This is a genomic window from Bacteroides sp. 3_1_23 (assembly GCF_000162555.1).
In the GTDB taxonomy this organism is placed as follows: domain Bacteria; phylum Bacteroidota; class Bacteroidia; order Bacteroidales; family Bacteroidaceae; genus Bacteroides; species Bacteroides ovatus.
Genome location: NZ_GG774949.1, coordinates 2,044,648 through 2,064,720, shown reverse-complemented (window position 1 = coordinate 2,064,720; position 20,073 = coordinate 2,044,648). Strand labels below are relative to the sequence as shown.

General features: G+C 35.9%; 16 protein-coding genes. All 16 read left to right on the top strand.

Features of this window, described 5'->3' with window-relative positions; translation table 11 throughout:
* Window positions 1-124 precede the first annotated feature (124 nt).
* Entirely contained in the window at window positions 125-1,633 is a 1,509-nt protein-coding gene (locus tag HMPREF9010_RS16090; RefSeq protein ID WP_008648207.1) for a DUF3078 domain-containing protein, read from the top strand.
* A 259-nt stretch (window positions 1,634-1,892) separates the two neighbouring features.
* Window positions 1,893-2,483, top strand: a complete 591-nt coding sequence (locus HMPREF9010_RS16095) for a UpxY family transcription antiterminator (RefSeq protein WP_004299971.1) — start codon at window positions 1,893-1,895, stop codon at window positions 2,481-2,483.
* 326 nt (window positions 2,484-2,809) lie between these two features.
* A complete protein-coding gene (locus HMPREF9010_RS16100) occupies window positions 2,810-4,738 on the top strand; it encodes a polysaccharide biosynthesis protein (RefSeq protein ID WP_008648204.1) in 1,929 nt (642 codons plus the stop codon).
* A gap of 16 nt (window positions 4,739-4,754) precedes the next feature.
* A complete protein-coding gene (locus tag HMPREF9010_RS16105) occupies window positions 4,755-5,588 on the top strand; it encodes a polysaccharide biosynthesis/export family protein (RefSeq protein WP_032852519.1) in 834 nt (277 codons plus the stop codon).
* A 9-nt stretch (window positions 5,589-5,597) separates the two neighbouring features.
* Complete coding sequence (locus HMPREF9010_RS16110; protein WP_008648200.1) at window positions 5,598-8,018, top strand: GumC family protein; 2,421 nt, start codon at window positions 5,598-5,600, stop codon at window positions 8,016-8,018.
* 284 nt (window positions 8,019-8,302) lie between these two features.
* A complete protein-coding gene (locus HMPREF9010_RS16115; RefSeq protein ID WP_008648198.1) occupies window positions 8,303-9,829 on the top strand; it encodes an oligosaccharide flippase family protein in 1,527 nt (508 codons plus the stop codon).
* 16 nt (window positions 9,830-9,845) lie between these two features.
* Window positions 9,846-10,958: a sugar nucleotide-binding protein gene (locus tag HMPREF9010_RS16120; protein WP_008648197.1), complete on the top strand. Its 1,113-nt coding sequence runs from the start codon at window positions 9,846-9,848 to the stop codon at window positions 10,956-10,958.
* Between the two features lie 37 nt (window positions 10,959-10,995).
* Window positions 10,996-12,744 carry a thiamine pyrophosphate-binding protein gene (locus HMPREF9010_RS16125; protein WP_008648196.1) on the top strand — a complete coding sequence of 583 codons (1,749 nt, stop codon included), beginning with the start codon at window positions 10,996-10,998 and terminating at the stop codon, window positions 12,742-12,744.
* Between the two features lie 9 nt (window positions 12,745-12,753).
* Entirely contained in the window at window positions 12,754-13,875 is a 1,122-nt protein-coding gene (locus HMPREF9010_RS16130) for a polysaccharide pyruvyl transferase family protein (RefSeq protein ID WP_008648195.1), read from the top strand.
* A 2-nt stretch (window positions 13,876-13,877) separates the two neighbouring features.
* Complete coding sequence (locus HMPREF9010_RS25000) at window positions 13,878-14,744, top strand: glycosyltransferase family 2 protein (RefSeq protein WP_008648194.1); 867 nt, start codon at window positions 13,878-13,880, stop codon at window positions 14,742-14,744.
* Entirely contained in the window at window positions 14,744-15,211 is a 468-nt protein-coding gene (locus HMPREF9010_RS0124290) for a hypothetical protein (RefSeq protein ID WP_032852518.1), read from the top strand. The genes HMPREF9010_RS25000 and HMPREF9010_RS0124290 overlap by 1 nt, the downstream gene beginning before the upstream one ends.
* A 794-nt stretch (window positions 15,212-16,005) precedes the next feature.
* Window positions 16,006-17,133, top strand: coding sequence for a hypothetical protein (locus HMPREF9010_RS16135; RefSeq protein ID WP_008648191.1), 1,128 nt, complete (start codon window positions 16,006-16,008; stop codon window positions 17,131-17,133).
* A gap of 1 nt (window position 17,134) precedes the next feature.
* The gene (locus HMPREF9010_RS16140) at window positions 17,135-17,695 is read left to right on the top strand and encodes a serine O-acetyltransferase (protein ID WP_008648190.1); all 561 of its coding nucleotides are present in this window, start codon (window positions 17,135-17,137) and stop codon (window positions 17,693-17,695) included.
* An 11-nt stretch (window positions 17,696-17,706) separates the two neighbouring features.
* Complete coding sequence (locus HMPREF9010_RS26510; protein WP_232284327.1) at window positions 17,707-18,084, top strand: hypothetical protein; 378 nt, start codon at window positions 17,707-17,709, stop codon at window positions 18,082-18,084.
* A gap of 67 nt (window positions 18,085-18,151) precedes the next feature.
* Window positions 18,152-18,868 (top strand): glycosyltransferase, encoded by a 717-nt coding sequence (locus tag HMPREF9010_RS26505; RefSeq protein ID WP_232284326.1) that lies wholly within the window; start codon window positions 18,152-18,154, stop codon window positions 18,866-18,868.
* A complete protein-coding gene (locus tag HMPREF9010_RS16150; protein WP_008648189.1) occupies window positions 18,865-20,073 on the top strand; it encodes a glycosyltransferase in 1,209 nt (402 codons plus the stop codon). Before HMPREF9010_RS26505 ends, HMPREF9010_RS16150 begins: the two co-directional genes overlap by 4 nt.

The following is a 20,073-nucleotide window of genomic DNA, read 5'->3' as shown; positions in this document are numbered from 1 at the left end:
TATAAAAAAAGAGGAAGATTACAGTCTTTCGTCTCCACAATTTTATTAAAAAATGCAATTTTAAAAGAATCCTATGATTTCTGAACAAAATAATGTAGCTTTGCACCCTAAACCATAGACAAATATGATGAGAATTACTACTTTATGTTCAGCGTTTATTCTGTCAATCTTATCGTTATCGCTTTTTGCACAGGAATCTGTCGATCCCTCTCCACTTTCGACTGACTCTCTGCAGCCTGCTCCTGAAGTGATTAAACCTGCCAAAACGGTTAAATCTTCAACAGTTGTGGCAAAAGCCAGAGTTGTGAAAGCAGATACGCTTTCGGCGGAGCTTCAGAAATATTTGATGCTCAAACTGAATATGTCGGGGCCGACTCCGAAACTGGATACCGTTTCTTATTTATATAATAAGTATGTCGCGCAATTAGATTATTTGAACGACCTGTCTGTGCCGCCACGTTATATTCCGTCTGATCCCGATTATTTTCGTCTGTTCACACCATTGGCATATTATTATGCTCCGATGGCACAATATTCGAAATTGGAATGGAAGCCTATGCAATGGGACACCACTCCTCAACTGACAGCGGAACTTCTGCCTTATGATACCCTGGCATTTACCAAAACCCAGCGTGCCGAGAAAATAGTGAACAGTGCATTGATGGATCTTTATTTGGAACGTCCGAACTTGGTTGTCACTACAGAAGACCGCATCATGAGTCGTGATGTATTCCGTCACGATGTGAAGCCGAAAATATCTCCCAAAGCAAACGTTATTCATCTGTTTCAACCGGAAAATATGGATGATAATGTAGGGAAAGCCAATATGAAGATTAGTCGGCCGAACTGGTGGGTGACCGGAGGTAACGGATCGTTGCAGATTAGCCAGAACCACCTTTCGGATAACTGGTATAAGGGAGGTGAAAGTAACTTCTCCGGATTAGCCACTTTTCAGATTTTTGCCAACTATAATGACAATGAAAAGGTGCTGTTTGAGAACCAGCTGGAAGCTAAAGTAGGTATGACTTCCACTCCGTCAGATGAATACCATAAATATCTGTTCAATACAGACCAATTTCGTTTGTATAATAAATTAGGTTTGAGAGCTTTCAAGAATTGGTATTATACCATTTCGTCCGAGTTTAAGACACAGTTTTTCAATGGATATAAAGCTAACAGCGAAGAATTGGTTTCATCTTTCATGTCTCCGGCAGATTTGGCGGTCAGTGTCGGTATGGATTATAAATTGAGTAAGAAGAAATTTAATCTTTCTGTGTTTATGGCGCCGTTGACTTATAACTTGCGTTATATCGGTAATTCTGAAGTAGACGAAACAAAGTTTGGCTTAGACAAAGGAAAATGCTCTAAAAACGACTTTGGTTCCCAGTTGCAATCCACATTGAACTGGACCATCATCTCTGCAGTAACTTTAGAGTCTCGTCTCAATTATCTGACCAACTATCATTGGGCACGTGTAGAATGGGAAAATACATTCAACTTCGTTTTGAACCGTTATCTTTCTACCAAGCTCTATATACATACCCGTTTTGACGATAGCTCGAAACCGACTGAAGGAGACAGCTTCTTCCAGTTGAAAGAATTGCTTAGCTTCGGTATCAATTATAAGTGGTAAGTAAATCGAAAGAATAGAAATCAGGTGCGGAATTTCCGCGCCTGATTTGTTTAGGGATGTTGTACAAAATATGGGTGGTAAAATAGAACCAATGTGATAGCGGATTTTTCACGTCCAAGATAGTCTTAACTATATATTTCTATTTGTATGTAAAAAAAGAAAGCGTTTTTTCTTGTTTACTATTTATAATTTTATCTATCTTTGTCACCGAATTCAATCCATTGCCTAAGGGGTATGGAAAAATGAGGGGTAAAAATACATGATCATTAAGAAAAATGACGATCGAAATCTTCTGCCAACAGATGTGATTGGCAGCAGCGTAGCGCGCTCAAAACGTTGGTTGGTGGCAATCGTACGTATTTGTCACGAGAAAAAAACGGGTGAGCGGCTTACGAAAATGGGGATCGAAAATTTCCTTCCAATTCAACAAGAAGTCCATCAATGGAGCGACCGCCGTAAAATTGTCGACCGGGTACTGCTTCCGATGATGATTTTCGTTCACGTTGATCTGCAAGAACAAAAAGAAGTCCTGACTTTATCTTCTATCAGCCGTTACATGGTATTACGTGGGGAGAGTACTCCGGCTGTTATTCCTGATCAACAAATGTTGCGATTTAAGTTTATGCTCGATTACTCGGATGAGACGATTAGCATGAGTACATCGCCATTGGCTCCGGGAGAGAAAATACGGGTAATCAAGGGACCATTGGCAGGATTGGAAGGGGAATTAGTACATGTGAATGGGAAATCGAAAGTTGCTGTTCGATTGACAATGTTAGGGTGTGCATGTGTAGATATACCGGCTGGGTGTGTAGAGCCGGTATCTGAAAATGGGGATTTACGTGATTGAGTAATCAATCTATTTTATAGGGGTATGGGGATTTTACTGCAAAAATGTAATGAAAGTCTGTAAAATAGCAGGCAGTCTATCTGACATCGGTAACCAAACAGTGGATATATTTATCGATGACCTCTCTCAAAAATAAAAATCCATAAAGTATTATGAATTATATCTTTACAAAAGATATAGTGTAGAAATGTATGTACGTATCGAAAGATGAAGGGATTCTTTGTTGGGCTACACCAACATGGAAATCGTAGTCATAGTCCTTGTACTGATCATAATCAATCAGATAAATCAAATTTCGAAATATTATTTTATTCATTTATACTATAATGGAAAAAACATTGAAGGACATAGTGCAATATGTCCGCAAAAATTATTTCAGTTATTGGGTTATTTTAGGTATTGACACGGCAATTTCTGTATTATGTTCGTTGGTCGCTTATGCGGTAATTCATTATATGGCGCATGTTCCAATGACCGACTGGATGCTCTGTAAATTTGCTTGCGTTTCTTTGGTGGCAAGTGTTGCGGGCTCTTTATTATTCCATACTTATCGTAATACAATTCGTTTCTCACAGGCACGTGAACTTTGGCGTATCATGTGTGCCGTTTTATTTAAAATAGCCTGTTTGGTCATTATTTCTTTTGGAGTTATATATGAGACCCAATTGCCATATAATTATAAAATATCCTATCTTCTATTTGATGGTTTATTGACTTTAGTGATCTTGACGACCTTTCGTGTATCATTGATAATCGTCTATGATTTTTTATTGGATTGGGTGAATAAAAAGAACACACGTATTCTTATTTATGGTACTAATGAAGAGAGTGTAGCCTTGAAGTTACGTCTTAGGGATAGTGCACATTATAAAGTAACCGGTTTTTATGTATATGGTAAAAATAACAGCCGACGCCGATTGGCAGATCTTCCCGTTTATTACTTTGAAAATGAATCGGATGTTGATTATATCATGCGGAAGCGCGGAATTAAGGGGATTCTGTTTGCCCGTTATGAAGATACCCGCCTGGAAGAAAAACGCCTTCTGGAATATTGTAAAAACAATGAACTTAAAACATTGATAGCTCCTACTATCAGTGAAGCGGATTCTGACGGAAACTTTCATCAGTGGGTACGTCCTATTAAGATTGAGGATTTGTTGGGTCGTGCCGAAATTAATATCAACCTTCGTCAGGTTGCAGAAGAATTCAGGGGAAAAGTGGTGTTGGTGACTGGTGCGGCAGGCAGTATTGGTAGTGAACTTTGCCGTCAATTAGTGCAGATGGGAATTCAGAAACTTATCATGTTCGACTCTGCAGAAACACCTTTGCATAATGTCCGTCTTGAGTTTGAGAAAAAATATCCAAATATAGATTTTGTTCCGGTGATTGGTGATGTGCGTGTGAAGGAACGCGTTCGTATGGTATTCGAATTGTATCATCCTCAAATCGTCTTTCATGCCGCCGCTTATAAACATGTACCATTGATGGAAGAAAATCCTTGTGAGGCTGTACTTGTCAATGTGACCGGTTCTCGTCAGGTGGCTGATATGGCTGTGGAATATGGTGCTGAAAAGATGATTATGGTGTCTACGGATAAAGCTGTAAATCCTACTAATGTAATGGGCTGTTCCAAGCGTTTAGCTGAAATCTATGTTCAAAGTCTGGGATGTGCTATCCGTGAAGGAAAAGTGAAAGGTCATACCAAATTTATCACCACCCGCTTTGGTAATGTATTGGGTAGTAACGGTTCTGTCATTCCTCGTTTTAAAGAACAGATAGAGAATGGTGGTCCTGTCACTGTTACTCATCCTGATATTATCCGTTTCTTCATGACCATTCCCGAAGCTTGCCGTTTGGTAATGGAGGCTGCTACCATGGGTGAGGGTAATGAGATCTTTGTTTTTGAGATGGGAAAAGCGGTCAAGATCGTTGATCTGGCGACTCGTATGATTGAATTGGCGGGGTATCGTCCGGATGAAGATATAAAGATAGAGTTTACGGGATTACGTCCGGGTGAGAAGCTTTATGAAGAGGTATTGAGCGATAAAGAAAATACGATCCCGACAGAAAATAAGAAAATCATGATCGCCAAAGTTCGTCGGTATGAATATGCTGATATTCTTGATACTTATGCAGAATTTGAAAAGTTGTCGCGTGCGGTAAAGATCATGGATACCGTGCGGTTGATGAAAAGGGTTGTGCCGGAATTTAAGTCAAAGAATTCTCCGAAATTTGAGATACTGGATAAAGAATAATAAATTCAATAATTTTATGAATAAATCATTTTATATGTATATGAGTATGCAAAGTATGGGACGCAATGTGCTTATCTGCCTGATTGCGATATTTCTACTCGCGTCTTGTCAGTCATACAAAAAGGTGCCTTACTTGCAGGATGTGGAAGTTGTGGAACAGACAGCTCAACAGGAAAATTTGTATGACGCCAAAATAATGCCTAAAGATCTACTTACTATTGTGGTTTCGTGTACTAGCCCGGAGTTGGCGGTTCCTTTCAATCTGACGGTAGCTAGCCCTGCTAGTGTGGCTACTGGAAATTCGCAGTTGACTGTTCAGCCGGTTCTACAACCTTATCTAGTGGATAATGAAGGAAAGATTAATTTTCCTGTTTTGGGTGAATTGAATGTAGGAGGACTAACGAAGAGAGAGGCTGAACAACTGATAGTGGATAAACTAAAACCCTATATCAAAGAAACTCCGATCGTAACAGTTCGCATGGTAAATTATAAAATTTCTGTACTGGGTGAAGTTGCCCGTCCCGGTACATTTACGATCAGCAATGAAAAAGTGAATCTGTTGGAAGCTCTTGCTATGGCAGGTGATATGACTGTCTGGGGAGTTCGTGATAATGTCAAACTGATTCGTGAGGGCGCTAATGGCAAACAGGAGATTGTGACGTTAGATTTAAACAAAGCAGAGACAATTCTTTCTCCATATTACTGGTTACAGCAGAATGACATTGTTTATGTGACTCCTAATAAAGCAAAAGCACGTAACTCCGATATCGGTAACAGTACTAGTTTGTGGTTCTCCGCTACGTCTATTCTGGTATCACTGGCGAGTTTATTAGTAACAATCTTCAAATAGTAGCATCATATGATTGAGGAAAAAAGAGAAAAACGGGGTGAGCAATCAGAAGAGCAGGTGAATATTCAGGAAATTCTTTTTCGTTATCTGATTCACTGGCCTTGGTTTATAGTATCGGTAGTTATTTGTATCGCCTGTGCATGGGGGTACTTGCGACTAGCAACACCAGTTTATAATATTTCCGCCACTGTCTTGATTAAGGATGATAAGAAAGGCAGTGGGGCAAGTATGTCCTCTGAACTGGAAAGAATGGGACTGGATGGTTTTGTCTCTTCGTCAAATAATGTAGACAATGAAATAGAAGTCTTACGTTCTAAGTCATTAGCAAGAGAGGTGGTCAATCATTTAGGTTTGTTTGTGACTTATAAGGATGAAGATGAGTTTCCCAGTAGGGAACTTTACCGTACTTCGCCTGTAGTGGTGAGCCTAACTCCGCAGGAAGCGGACAAACTACCGCATTCAATGGAGGTAAATATGACTTTGCAACCTGCGGGTGCGATGGATGTACAGATTATAATGGGGGAAAAGGAATATCGGAAACAATTTGAAAAATTACCTGCCGTATTTCCGACAGATGAGGGTACAGTCGCCTTCTTTGCAAATAATGATACACTGTCATCTGTTCGTCCGGAAAGTGTGACACAGGAACGTCATATTACTGCTTTCATCAACAGTCCTTCTTCTGTAGCGAAAGGATATACTAATTCTTTGTCAATATCTCCCACATCGAAGATGACTTCTGTTGTGGTTATATCATTGAGAAACTCAAATACTCGGCGTGGTAAGGATTTCATAAATAAGCTGCTTGAGATGTATAATATCAATGCCAATAATGACAAGAATGAGGTAGCCCAAAAAACTGCAGAATTTATTAATGAACGTATTGGAATTATTTCAAAGGAACTTGGTAGTACGGAACAAGACTTGGAGAATTTCAAACGTAGCGCGGGAATTACAGATTTGAGTAGTGAAGCACAAATAGCCTTAACTGGTAATGCGGAATATGAAAAGAAGCGTGTGGAAAACCAGACCCAAATCAATCTGGTTATGGATTTGCAACGCTATATGAAGGGTAATGAATATGAGGTATTACCAAGTAATATTGGGTTACAAGATGCAGCATCAGCAGGTGCAATAGATAGATATAATGAAATGTTGGTTGAAAGGAAACGCTTGCTTCGTACATCAACAGAGAATAACCCAACAATCATAAATTTGGATACCAGTATCCGTGCGATGCGAAGTAATGTACAAGCTACGTTGGATGCTACATTGAAAGGATTACAGATTACCAAAGAAGATTTAGCCCGTGAAGCTGGTCGTTATTCTCGTCGTATTAACGATGCGCCGACTCAAGAACGTCAGTTTGTGAGTATCGCTCGTCAGCAGGAAATCAAGGCTGGATTATATTTGATGTTACTACAAAAACGTGAGGAGAATGCTATCACTTTGGCAGCTACTGCAAATAATGCCAAGATTATTGATGAAGCGTTAGCAGATAATAATCCGGTTTCTCCTAAGAAAATGATGGTCTATCTTGCTGCCTTGTTGCTGGGGGTAGGTCTTCCGGTAGGTATCATTTATTTGATTGGATTGACTAAATTCAAAATTGAGGGACGTGCTGATGTTGAAAAGCTAACCTCGCTTCCTGTCATTGGTGATATTCCGTTAGCAGATGAGAAGTCCGGTTCTATAGCTGTATTTGAGAATCAGAATAATCTGATGAGTGAGACTTTCCGAAATGTTCGTACTAACCTTCAGTTTATACTTGAAAATGGCAAGAATGTGATTTTGGTGACTTCTACCATTAGTGGTGAAGGTAAGTCTTTTGTATCATCTAATTTGGCTATTAGTCTTTCTTTGTTAGGGAAAAAGGTTGTGATAGTAGGTCTTGACATTCGTAAACCGGGATTGAATAAGGTTTTTAATATTTCCAAAAAGGAACATGGTATTACCCAGTTTCTGACCAATCCGACAACGAATCTGATGGATTTGGTACAGCCTTCCGATATAAACAAGAATCTGTTCATTCTCCTTGGTGGAACTGTTCCTCCTAATCCGACAGAATTATTGGCTCGTGACGGACTAGATAAGGCTATCGAAACGTTGAAGAAGAATTTTGATTATGTAATATTGGATACGGCACCGGTAGGTATGGTAACTGATACTTTGCTTATAGGACGTATTGCAGATTTGTCTGTCTATGTATGTCGTGCCGATTACACTCGTAAGGATGAATTCATTTTGATTAATGAGCTTACTGGAAATAATAAATTACCTAATCTGTGTGTTGCTATTAATGGTTTAGATTTGCAGAAAAGAAAATATGGTTATTACCATGGTTATGGAAAATATGGTAAGTATTACGGTTATGGTAAACGATATGGTTATGGCTACGGTTATGGAGAACATAAGATAAAGGAAAGTTAAATATAAAATTGTAATAGAAATATTTAAAGGTATTTTTGAACCACATACATTAAAATCAGATATCAGCAAGATAAAAACTCTTTTTGTGTGAAATGTTTCTTGTAATTCCTTATATTTTTATTTTATAAATTGTTACTAAAGGATTGAAACTTAATTTTAGATTGTTGACTTGGCTAAATGCTAGAATTTATTCTCTGTATATAAAGATATATGCAGTCTTGTATGATAGTGAGAATCAAAAATAGAAGTTTGTTAAATGGGGAGGGATTATTCTGTAATTAAAAATGTCTAGTTCAAATAAACGCATAGCAAAAAACACGATAATACTTTATTTGAGATCTATCGTAATAATGCTCATTTATCTCTATACCAGTAGAGTCATGTTGAAACAATTGGGAGTAGATGATTATGGTATTTATAGTGTAATTGGTGGTTTGGTAGCAATGTTCTCATTGATGTCTAATGCTTTGTCTACTTCTATTAGCCGTTTTATTACGTTTGAAATAGGAAAGGGGAACAAGGAAAAACTCCGTCGTATATTTTCTACTAGTGTTATCATTCAATTTGGTATTTCAGTTATAGTATTGCTTATAGCCGAAATAGTTGCTATGTGGTTTATTAATGAAGAGATGACAATACCAGAAGAACGTGTGACAGCGGCTATTTGGGTATTGCAGTGTTCATTGTTTACATTTTGTATTAACCTTATTGCTGTGCCTTATAATGCTTGTATTATAGCTCACGAGCATATGACAGCTTTTGCTTATATAAGTATTATAGATGTATTGTTGAAATTGGGAATATGCTTGTGTCTTATTATTGCTCCTATTGACAAGCTTGTATTTTTCTCTATACTTATGACTGTTTCTGCCTTGATTATCCGATTTATTTATGTATACTACTGTCAAAAGAAATTTCAAGAAACAAAAGGTGAATTGGTATTTGATAAGAGTGTGTTTAAAGAGATGTTGGGTTTTTCGGGATGGAGCTTTTTTACCAATACTGTTCATGTTTTTAACAATCAGGGAGTTAATATGCTCATTAATGTTTTTTTTGGTGTGTCAGTTAACGCAGCCCGTGGATTAGCAACTCAAGTAGAAGGAGCTGTATTGACGTTTGTTAATAATTTTACAATGGCTGTAAATCCCCAGATTACCAAAAGTTATGCAGGAGGAGATACAGATTCTTTGTATGGTTTAATTTGTCGTGGTGCGAAATTTTCCTTTTTCATGATGCTTATTATGGTTTTACCTCTTATTTGTGAGGCGAAAACCGTTTTAGAAATTTGGCTTACTACTGTACCTGATTACACTGTTATTTTCGTACAACTTTCATTGATAATGGGTATTATTGATACTGTGGGTTCATCAGGTTATACTGCTTGCATTGCAACTGGTAGGTTAAAAAAATATGCACTAATCATTACTCCAATCGGTTTTTTGGAATTTCCTTTTACATGGTTGTTGTTCTTTTGGGGTGCACAAGTTGTTTCTACCTATTATCTTTATATAGTGATAAAAGCTACGATAATTGTAGTTCGAATGTTTTTGTTGAAAGAAATGGTAGGTTTGAGTACTAGACGATATATGAGAGATGTAATTCGTCCAATATTTGCAGTTGCAATTATATCAATAATACCTTCCCTTATCGTAGTTTATACTTTACCACAAACATTTTTTCGTTTAGTGATTTCAATTGTGGTTGGAATTGTGTCGGTTTCAATGGTTGTTCTATATGTGGGTATGACAAATCTGGAGCGTTGTACTATATTGGATAAGGTGAAGAAACTTTTTTCTCGTTTAAAAAGATAATAGATTAATAGTAGTTATGAATATTCTTGTACTGGGAGGTACTGGGGCAATGGGGCGCCCATTAGTACAAATACTGTCAGCATCTAATATAGTATATGTAACAAGTAGAAATGAAAGGTTATCTACTGACAATGTTATATACATCAAGGGTAATGCTCGTAATATAGAATTTTTAGAAAGAATTTTAAAAGAACGGCGATGGGATGTAGTCATAGATTTTATGGTACATGATGAAACTTTTTTTGCAGATGCTGTTAAATTATTACTATCTTATACTAATCAATATGTATTCGTGAGTTCTGCCCGTGTGTATGCTGAGAATAATGCATTGATTTCAGAGGATTCTCCACGGTTGTTGGATGTATCGACTGATGCTGTATATTTGAGGACTAACGAGTATGCCCTAGCTAAGGCACGTGAAGAAAATATATTGCGTAATTCTGGTTATGAGAATTATACCATAATACGTCCATCTATTACTTATAACACGTACCGTTTGCAATTGGGGGTATTAGAAAAAGAGAATTGGCTTTATAGAGCTATTCATGGGCGTTCGATAGTTTTCTCTGATGATGTGAATACGAAGATTACCACTATGACTTTTGGTGACGATGTTGCAAAAGGAATAGCATCAATTGTTGGACAAAAAGATGCAATAGGAGAGGCTTTTCACGTCACTTCTACTCAATCCTTACCTTGGAGTGATGTTCTGAATATATATCTTGATGTATTGCGAGTTCATCCGACTGTAAAACGTAATGTTAGAGTAGTGATGACTAAAAAATCTACAAATTTTAAGTTTCCGGGGTTTGTTTATCAATTGATATATTGTCGATATTTTAATCGTAGTTTCGACAATGCAAAAATAGCACATTTTTGTGATGTAAATGACTTTATCTCTCCTCAAGAAGGACTGAAAAAATGTCTGATAGAGTTTTTAAATGCGCCAAAATTCTCAAATATTAATTGGGCAATAGAAGCTGTGAACGATAGAGTCTGTGGTGAGCATACTCGCTTATGTGAAATTCCGGGTTTCATGCAAAAAATGAGTTATATAAAACATCGTTATATGCCGTGTTTCCTTATCAATTTGTTTAATCTAATAACGAATGACATGAGGAAAGTTTAAGAACTATTTATAAGTTAATGATATAAAAAATAAAAATATGAGTAATGATAAGTTTTACACATCTGAGAGAAACGTTCAAATTTTGCTTTCGCTGTTAAAAGCAAACGGAATAAAGAAAATTATCGCTTCTCCTGGCACCACGAACTATTCTTTAGTTGGAAGTGTGCAGAATGATCCTTGGTTTGAGGTTTATTCTTCTGTTGATGAGCGTTCTGCTGCATATATGGCGTGTGGCATGGCAGCAGAAAGTGGTGAACCTATTGTTTTGACTTGTACAGGTGCGACAGCCTCTAGAAATTATATTCCAGGGATGACAGAAGCATTCTATCGAAAATTACCTATATTGGCAGTCACTTCTCATCAAGGAACTGATCGTATAGGTCAGTTAATCCCACAGAATATTGACCGTCGTAATATTCCTAACGATATAGCGTTGTTACAGGTTGAATTACCAGTGGTACGTGATAGTCGTGATGAGGATTATGTGATGATGGAGGCCAATAAGGCTGTACTCGAGTTACGTCGTAATGGTGGTGGACCTGTACATATAAACCTTTTTACATCTTATAGCAGGGATTTTTCGGTGAAAACTTTACCAGAGGTACGTGTAATGCATCGTTTTATGGCTTGGGATAAACTTCCTGAGATGCCAGAGGGACGTATTGGAGTCTATGTAGGTTCTCATGCACACTTTTCACCCTCCCTTGTTCATGCAATTGATCGTTTTTGTGCAACATATGATGCTATAGTTATTTGCGATCATACTAGTGGTTACTATGGTAAATATCGTCTGTTACCAACACTGGCCGAATTGCAGCCTGGAGTTCCTTCACCAATGCCGACACTTGACTTAATGATACATATTGGAGAAGTATCGGCTAGTACTTTTGCAGGTAAGATACCTAATAAAGAGATATGGCGTGTTAGTGAGGATGGTGAATTGCGTGATCCATTTAACAAATTGACTACTGTTTTTCAAATGCAGGAAGAAGTTTTTTTTCACAATTATGGACAGGATTCTGTAAGTAAACATTCATTCATAGATGAATGTAAGAAAGCCTATAGTCTTATTTATGATTCTATTCCTGAATTACCGTTCGGTAATATATGGGCTGCGCAGCAGCTCTCATCTCGTCTGCCCAAAGATTCAACAATACATATTGGAGTGTCCAATACTCGACGTTCTTGGAACATTTTCCCATTGCCCGAAGGCGTTGAATCGTCATGTAATGTAGGTTGTTGCGGTATAGATGGATGTACTAGTGCTTTGATTGGCGCTTCTCTTATTCGTCCTGATCGTTTATTTTACGGAGTATTGGGCGATTTAACATTTTTTTATGACCTTAATGTGATAGGTAACCGTCATGTAGGTAATAATGTGCGTATTATGCTTATTAACAATGGTCGTGGAGCAGAATTCAGGTTAAGTATTCATTATTGTGCTGCTTTTGGTCAAGAGGCTGACAAGTATATGGCGGCAGCCGGACATTTTGGAAACCAATCTCCATTGCTTGTTAAACATTTTGTGGAAGATCTAGGTTATCAATATCTTTCTGCTACAACCAAAGAAGAGTATATGAAGGCTCTTAAAGTATTTACAAATCCTCAAATAACTGATAAACCTATGATTTTTGAGGTTTTTACGCAACATGAAAATGAGAGTGAAGCTTTGAATATTATGACATACTTAGATGAAAAAGCTGCTACACGTAGAAAAGTGGTTGATGCTGTAAAATCAGTAACAGGTGAAAAGGGACTTAATAAATTGCGTAAGATTTTTAAGTAAAAAGAGATAATGAGAATAGGGATACTAACGCAACCGTTATATTCTAATTACGGAGGACTTCTGCAAGCATTTGCCATGCAAGAAATTCTCAAACGTATGGGGCACGATGTATTAACTGTTGATTGGTCCAACGATAATTCATATATGCGATGGTGTATTGACTATTGTAAGAGTTTAGTACGTTGTTTGATGATGCATCCCGTACAGTTTCCTTTGTCACCGACTAAGGTGAATTATATGCGCAAGTATACCAATCCCTTTATAGCTTCGCACATCGCAACAACTAAGGCAATGCATCATATATCAGCCGAAGAATTAAAGCAATATGAGTTTGATGCTTATATAGTGGGGAGTGATCAAGTTTGGCGATGGGCATACAATGCACATATTGAATGGATGTATCTTTCTTTTGTAAAAGATGAATCAGTTAAAAGGATTGCTTATGCAGCCTCAATAGGTATAGCTTATTGGGACTATCCACAGGATAAAAGTATAATGTGTGCAACACTTGCGCAGCAATTTAATGCTATATCGGTACGTGAGAAAGATGCGGTATCATTAGTGAAGGAATATTTGGGTATGCCCGCACAGTATGTACTCGATCCTACTTTGCTGTTGAATGCTACTGACTATGAACAGTTGCTTTTATTAGGCCCAGTGAAGCCGGACACAAGTATAGCTGTTTATATACTTGACATGACCGAAAATAAGAGGCTACTGCTTGATGATTTGCAGAAACGTTTACATTGTAAAATAAATGTTATAGGCAATCCTGATGCACAGAACAGTAGCTTTAGTTATAGGGATCGTCAGTCTCCTCCTGTTGAGGATTGGCTCAATGGTATTAGAAAAGCAGACTATGTACTTACCGATTCATTTCATGGTACTGTTTTTTCTATTATTTTCCATAAACAATTTGTCTGTTTGGGTAATAAGGATCGTGGTAATTCACGATTCGAATCGTTACTAGAAATGGCAGGATTGGAAAAACGCCAAGTAGATCAATCTGATGTTTTAAACTATGATATGATTTCTAGTCGTTTGTGTGAGCCTATTGATTGGAAAGCGGTTGATAAGCGAAAGCAGGCAATGCAGACAATATCTTATTCCTTTTTAATGAAAAATCTATAATAATGATAAAATTTTCAATCGTTATTCCTCTTTATAATAAGGCGTCCTGCATAAAAAAAACATTGGAATCTATTTTAAAGCAGCATTATGATAACTTTGAAATAATTGTTGTGGATGATGGGTCTACCGATGATAGTTTGCAAGAGGCGCGTGCTGTTGTTGATCCACGAATTAAAATTGTTTCTAAATCGAATGGAGGTGTTTCAAGTGCCAGAAATAGAGGTATAAAAGAGGCAACGGGTGAATGGATAGCCTTTTTTGATGCTGATGATGTAATGTATTCCAATGCTTTGGAGGAATATGATTATTTAATAGAACATTTTTCTGAGGCGAAGGTTGTAACAGCCTCTTTTGACCAGAGTAATAAGAAGTACAATTCTTGCCCTAACCGTTATTTGGTTACTGATTATGAATTAGCAGAAACAGTATCTATAGCCAAAACAGGATTTGCCGTAACATGCTCTGATTGTATTTGTGTGCACCGTGATTGTTTTGAGTGGGTAGGGATGTTTAATGAGAATTACACACATGGAGAAGATCTGGATATGTGGTTGAGATTGTCGAAAATTACTCCTTTCGCAAAATCAGATATTACTGTTGCGCTTTATATTATAGATGCTGAGAACAACTCTTTGAGAAATGTTGAGACAGGACGATTTGCACCTATAGCAAGGATTGATCGTTCTAGAAAAGATTTCACAACTACCTCTGCTAAATTGCGTCATGGGTGCAAAGCTTTCCATTTTATATTCCCGTCAGGTTTTAGGACGCAGCCCCAAAAAACCATAAGGTTGTTTTTTAGATATGGTGATTGGATATTAAGATATGCATGTGTATTTATTAAATTCCGTTTCTTATATAAACAATAATGGAAGGGCAACAATATATTTATTCTAAGATGAGATCTGGTCAAACTATTGTTTGGATTATAGGTTTTCTTTTTTCTCCTATTATAGCACTGTTGTTTGCATTGTGGAAACGGAATGAATATGGAGCAAAACTTGTCATTTTTCTTTTTTCGGGTTTGTTTGGCTATTTGATGAACACAACAGATTATAGGATGGACTTGTATAGATACTTGAATTTGTTACAAGAGACGCCCTATAATGACATCTCATCTGTTTTTGCAAATCTATATTCATCGGGAAGTAATTCTACGTCCGATTTATATGTGTCTTTGTTGCAAACTATTATAGGTTCTTTTACTAATAATGGACATATTTTAATGTTGGCATTTGGGCTTGTGTTTGGTATCTTTTATGTCAAAATGATAAAGTTATTACCTAAATTTTCAGATAAGACATTACTCTCATTTGGAATATTTTTTTATTTATAAATGTCTTTGGAATACAGGGTCTAGCTGGAGTACGTTTTTATACGGCGTTCTATGTGTTTGCTTTTGGGGCTATTTCATACATTAATACATCAAAGAAAATATATTTATTAACTTTTCCCACGGCTTGTCTTATACATTTTAGCTATATTTTTGCAGTATTCTTATTTGCTGTGTATTATGTATTTAAGGCTAAACCCTATATTATTTATATGATTGTAGGACTTTCATTTGTTATGTCTTTTACTTCAATAAGTAGTATAATCTCTCAATATGCTTCCTATTTGGGCGGTTCGATAGAAACTCGTGCAAATACTTATTCGCTTGAAAATACAGATTATGTAGATTTTGTAAATAATATCCAAAGTGAAACAGTGTGGTATGTTGCCTTGCGTGGCAAAATAGTCTATTGGGCAGCTGTTATCTCATTGTCGCTTATAGGTATATACCATAAGAGAATAAAAATAGATGAAAAAGCATTTCAGTATATTTTGTTAGCATTGGTTTTTCTTTCATGTCGTAATATCATTATAAATATTCCTGATTTTGGAAGTAGATATAACGCCATATTTATTGCTTTATTCTATTTTTTACTTTATCATATTTTTATGCAGAATAGAGGTAGTATATTGGTGAAAATAATATCATACATGAGTATATTAGGAGGTATATTCTATACCTTATATTCTATACGATGTATGTTTTATTATGTGTCAATTCTAGATATCTCGCTTTCACCTATTATTATACTATTTAAGTAATTATCTAATTAAGTAATTTAAGTTTTTTGAATAAAGATGTCACTTAAACAAAACATAGCATATAATTTTTTCAATATTCCGGGATGGCGTACGAAGCGGCATATTGTTGTTATAGAAAGCGATGATTGGGGGAGTGTTCGAATGCCTTCTTTAGAAGTATATAATCAATTTTTGAAAGAAGGTATACGAGTTGATAAAGATATATATTGCCGGTATGATAACTTAGCTACTCAGGATGATTTAGAGATATTATTTGAGTTGTTGACTTCAGTTCGAGACAAAAATGGAAATTCAGCTGTGTTGACAGCAGATGCTGTCGTTGCTAATCCTGATTTTCAAAAAATACGTGAATCTGATTTCCAACAATATTATTATGAACCTCTCACTACAACTATGAGTAATAGTATTCATCATTCAAATGTATTTGAAATGTGGAAAAAAGGCATTGATGCTGGTATTTTTCACCCTCAATTTCATGGAAGAGAACATTTGAACGTGAAGAAGTGGCTTACTGTACTTCAGGGAAAAGATTCGATAACTAAAAGAGCTTTTCATTTAGGAACATTTGGTTTGACTTCTAATGTGTCTCCCTATATACAAGGCAATTATATGGGAGCTTTTGATTCAGCAAAGGAGGATGATATTAAGCTATATAATAATATTATTGAAGAAGGATTAAACTTGTTTGAAAAATTATTTGGATATCGTTCGAAGTCTTTTATTGCTACTACATATACATGGAGTCCCCTTATTGAGGAGAGTTTAAAATTGAATGGTATAAGATATATTCAGGGGTTAGTGTCGCAACGCATTCCTCTTGATTCTGGTACCAATTTTTACTTTAAAAAGAATAATTATCAAGGAAAAAGAAATAAACTAGGACAAATATATCTGATGAGGAATTGCTTTTTTGAACCTTCTCACTTTAGAAATAAGTTTGATGTTGTGGATGAATGTTTATCGCGAATAAATATTGCTTTTAGATGGGGAAAAGCAGCAGTTATAAGTTCGCATAGAGTAAATTTTATTGGAAATATAGATGTTCGGAACAGAGATAAAAATTTGATTTTGTTTCAAAAGCTCTTAAATAGTATTGTAAGAAAATGGCCAGATGTAGAATTTGTTTCTTCTGATATGTTGGGAGAAATTATAGAACACAATTGATATGATAAAGAATAAAGTTGATTATAAATATTATCTTTCAGAAGATTTAAAACGCTATCATTTAAGATTTATAGATCGTTTTATATTTAATGAAAATTATCATGCGGTAAAATACTTAAGAACTTTGCGACGTTTGGAGTATTTAACAAATATCAAAAAGAATATTTTTCAAAAATTGGAATATGCTTATGTTTTTTGGAATTATAAACATTTGTGTTCAAAGTATAATATGAGAATTGGCGTAAATACATGTGGTCCAGGATTATTTATTCCCCATTTAGGTTTTATCATAGTTATACCCCGAGCTCGAGTAGGAAAGCAATGTATTATAGCTCCTGGCGTAGTGGTAGGAACGAAACAAACTTTTGATAATGTGCCAACTATTGGAGATAATGTGGAAATGACTGTGGGAGCAAAGATTATCGGTAAAGTTTCTATAGGAAATAATGTGGTTATTGCTCCAAATTCAGTAGTAGTGAAAGATGTACCGGATAATTGTGTTGTTTCAGGAGTTCCTGCGAAAATTATTAAGAAAGACGGGATTAAAGTCTCACTAGGTTAAGGGCAGAATTAATGAGAAAAAAGAAAGTACTTATTGTTGTGCCAAGTAATAAAGGTACGATAGCGTTATGTTCTTTGAATATATATACAGCTTTACAAAGAGTTGAAGATGTTAATGTGAAATGTGTATTGATTCATAAATCTTTAGGTGGATTCAAAGAATTTGAGGATTGTGAGTGGTTTATTGATCATGTTTCGTCAGGAGTACAACGTTTGGGAATAGCAATCAGGCAGATTGTTTGGCTTAGAAAGATAAAAAAGGTCTTTAGTCCTGATATTACTATTTCAACGTTATTCAGCTGTTCTACAATTAATGTTCTTTCTGGAAGAAAGGATTTAAAAAATTGGTATTTTTCATTCTCCTCATCAACAAGTGAAATCAGTTGGTAAAGTCGCATATATATATACTTTGTTAATATATAATTTTATATATCCCTTTTTGGATAAATTGTATTGTGTGAGTAATGAAGTAAAAAGGACGATATTGGAATCCTTTCCATTCATTCCGACTAAAAAAGTGGAGGTGGTTTATAATATTCATAATACGGATAGACTTTTTACTTTATCTGCTGATGCTTTGAATGATAACGAAAAAAAAATATTTGAAAATCCTGTTATTCTTTATTGCGGTCGTTTAGATAAAAATAAGGCTCCAGAAAGAATATTGAAAGCATTTGGTGAGTCTAATTTATTGGAAAAGTCTTATCATCTAGTGTATATAGGTGCAGATACAGATCATTTATGGAATGGATTGGAAAAAATGGCTAATCAGATGGGAGTAATAGAAAATGTACATTATTGGGGGAGACAGGAGAATCCTTATAAGTATATGAGAAGGGCTAAAGTATTAGTCTCCTGTTCTATTAGTGAAGGGTTGCCAGGTGTATTGATTGAGTCTTTGTTTTTAAATACTCCTGTTATTTCGACAAACTCTTCAGAAGGTGTATGGGAAATTTTGAATTGTGTAGAAAATTATAATCCTCGGTTGGAGAGTTATTATATAACAGAGAACGGAGTTATAACATCTAATATAGGTGATGATAAAATTAATATATCTAATCTAAAATGGGCCTTGGAATATGTTGATTCTTTGAAATATGAGAATGTTCCTTTTAGGTTTGTTGATAATGTATTGCCAGGAAATGTAATACATAAATTAATTAGGATAAGATGAGAATTATTCAAATAAACACTTCTGTCAATACAGGTAGTACTGGTCGAATAGCTGAAGAAATCGGTCAGACTGTTATTGCCAATGGGATGGAAAGTTATATTGCTTATGGTCGGATAGTTAGGGATAGTCAATCCTCTATTATTCGTATAGGGAATGATTGGGATGTGAAGTGCCATGTCTTGGCTACTCGATTGTGGGATAAACATGGCTTTTCTTCTACCCACGCAACTAAAAGGTTTATTGATGAATTAAAAAAAGTAAATCCGAATATTATTCATTTTCATAATCTACATGGGTATTATTTGAATGTGGAAGTATTATTTAATTATTTATCTAGGGTACAGATACCGATAGTTTGGACGTTACACGATTGTTGGCCGATGACAGGACATTGTTCTTATTTTGACTATGTGAATTGTAATAAGTGGGAAACAGAGTGTTGTAAATGCCCTAATTTGAAAGGATATCCTGCCACCTTATTTATAGATAAGTCTAAAGAGAATTTTATTAGAAAAAAAAGGGTGTTTACGTCTGTATGTAATATAACTTTTGTAACCCCGTCTCATTGGCTGAAAGGGATTGTAGAACATTCATATTTCAATTCTTATCCAGTAAAAGTGATTCATAATGGAGTAGATCTGAAGGTATTTGAGCCGCAGAAAGATGAAAAGGTGAAAGTGAAATACGGCTTGAGTACAGAGAATAAAATCATTTTGGGAGTAGCTAGTATATGGGACCGCCGGAAAGGGTTGACTGATTTTATTCGAATGAATCAAATGTTGGCCAAGAATGAACAAATAGTATTGGTAGGTTTAAATAAAGATCAGATTCGGAGCTTGCCGAAGGGGATTGTTGGGGTGAGTCGGACTGAAAATATGTATGACTTAGCTGCATTATATTCGGTTGCTGATGTTTTTGTGAATCCTACATGGGTAGATAATTTCCCTACTACTAATATAGAAGCTCTTGCGTGTGGTACTCCTGTAGTTACTTATCAAACCGGAGGAAGTCCGGAAGCTATTTCTAAAGATACAGGGCGGATTGTCGAGAAAGGGAATGTTGAGGCCTTATATCAAGCTGTATCTGAAATATTGGAGAAAGGAAAGAGGTACTATCAACCCCTATGTAGGAAGCGTGTCGAATCTTTTTTTAATAAAGAAGAGCGTTATCAGGATTACATAGAACTGTATAAATCTTTATTATAA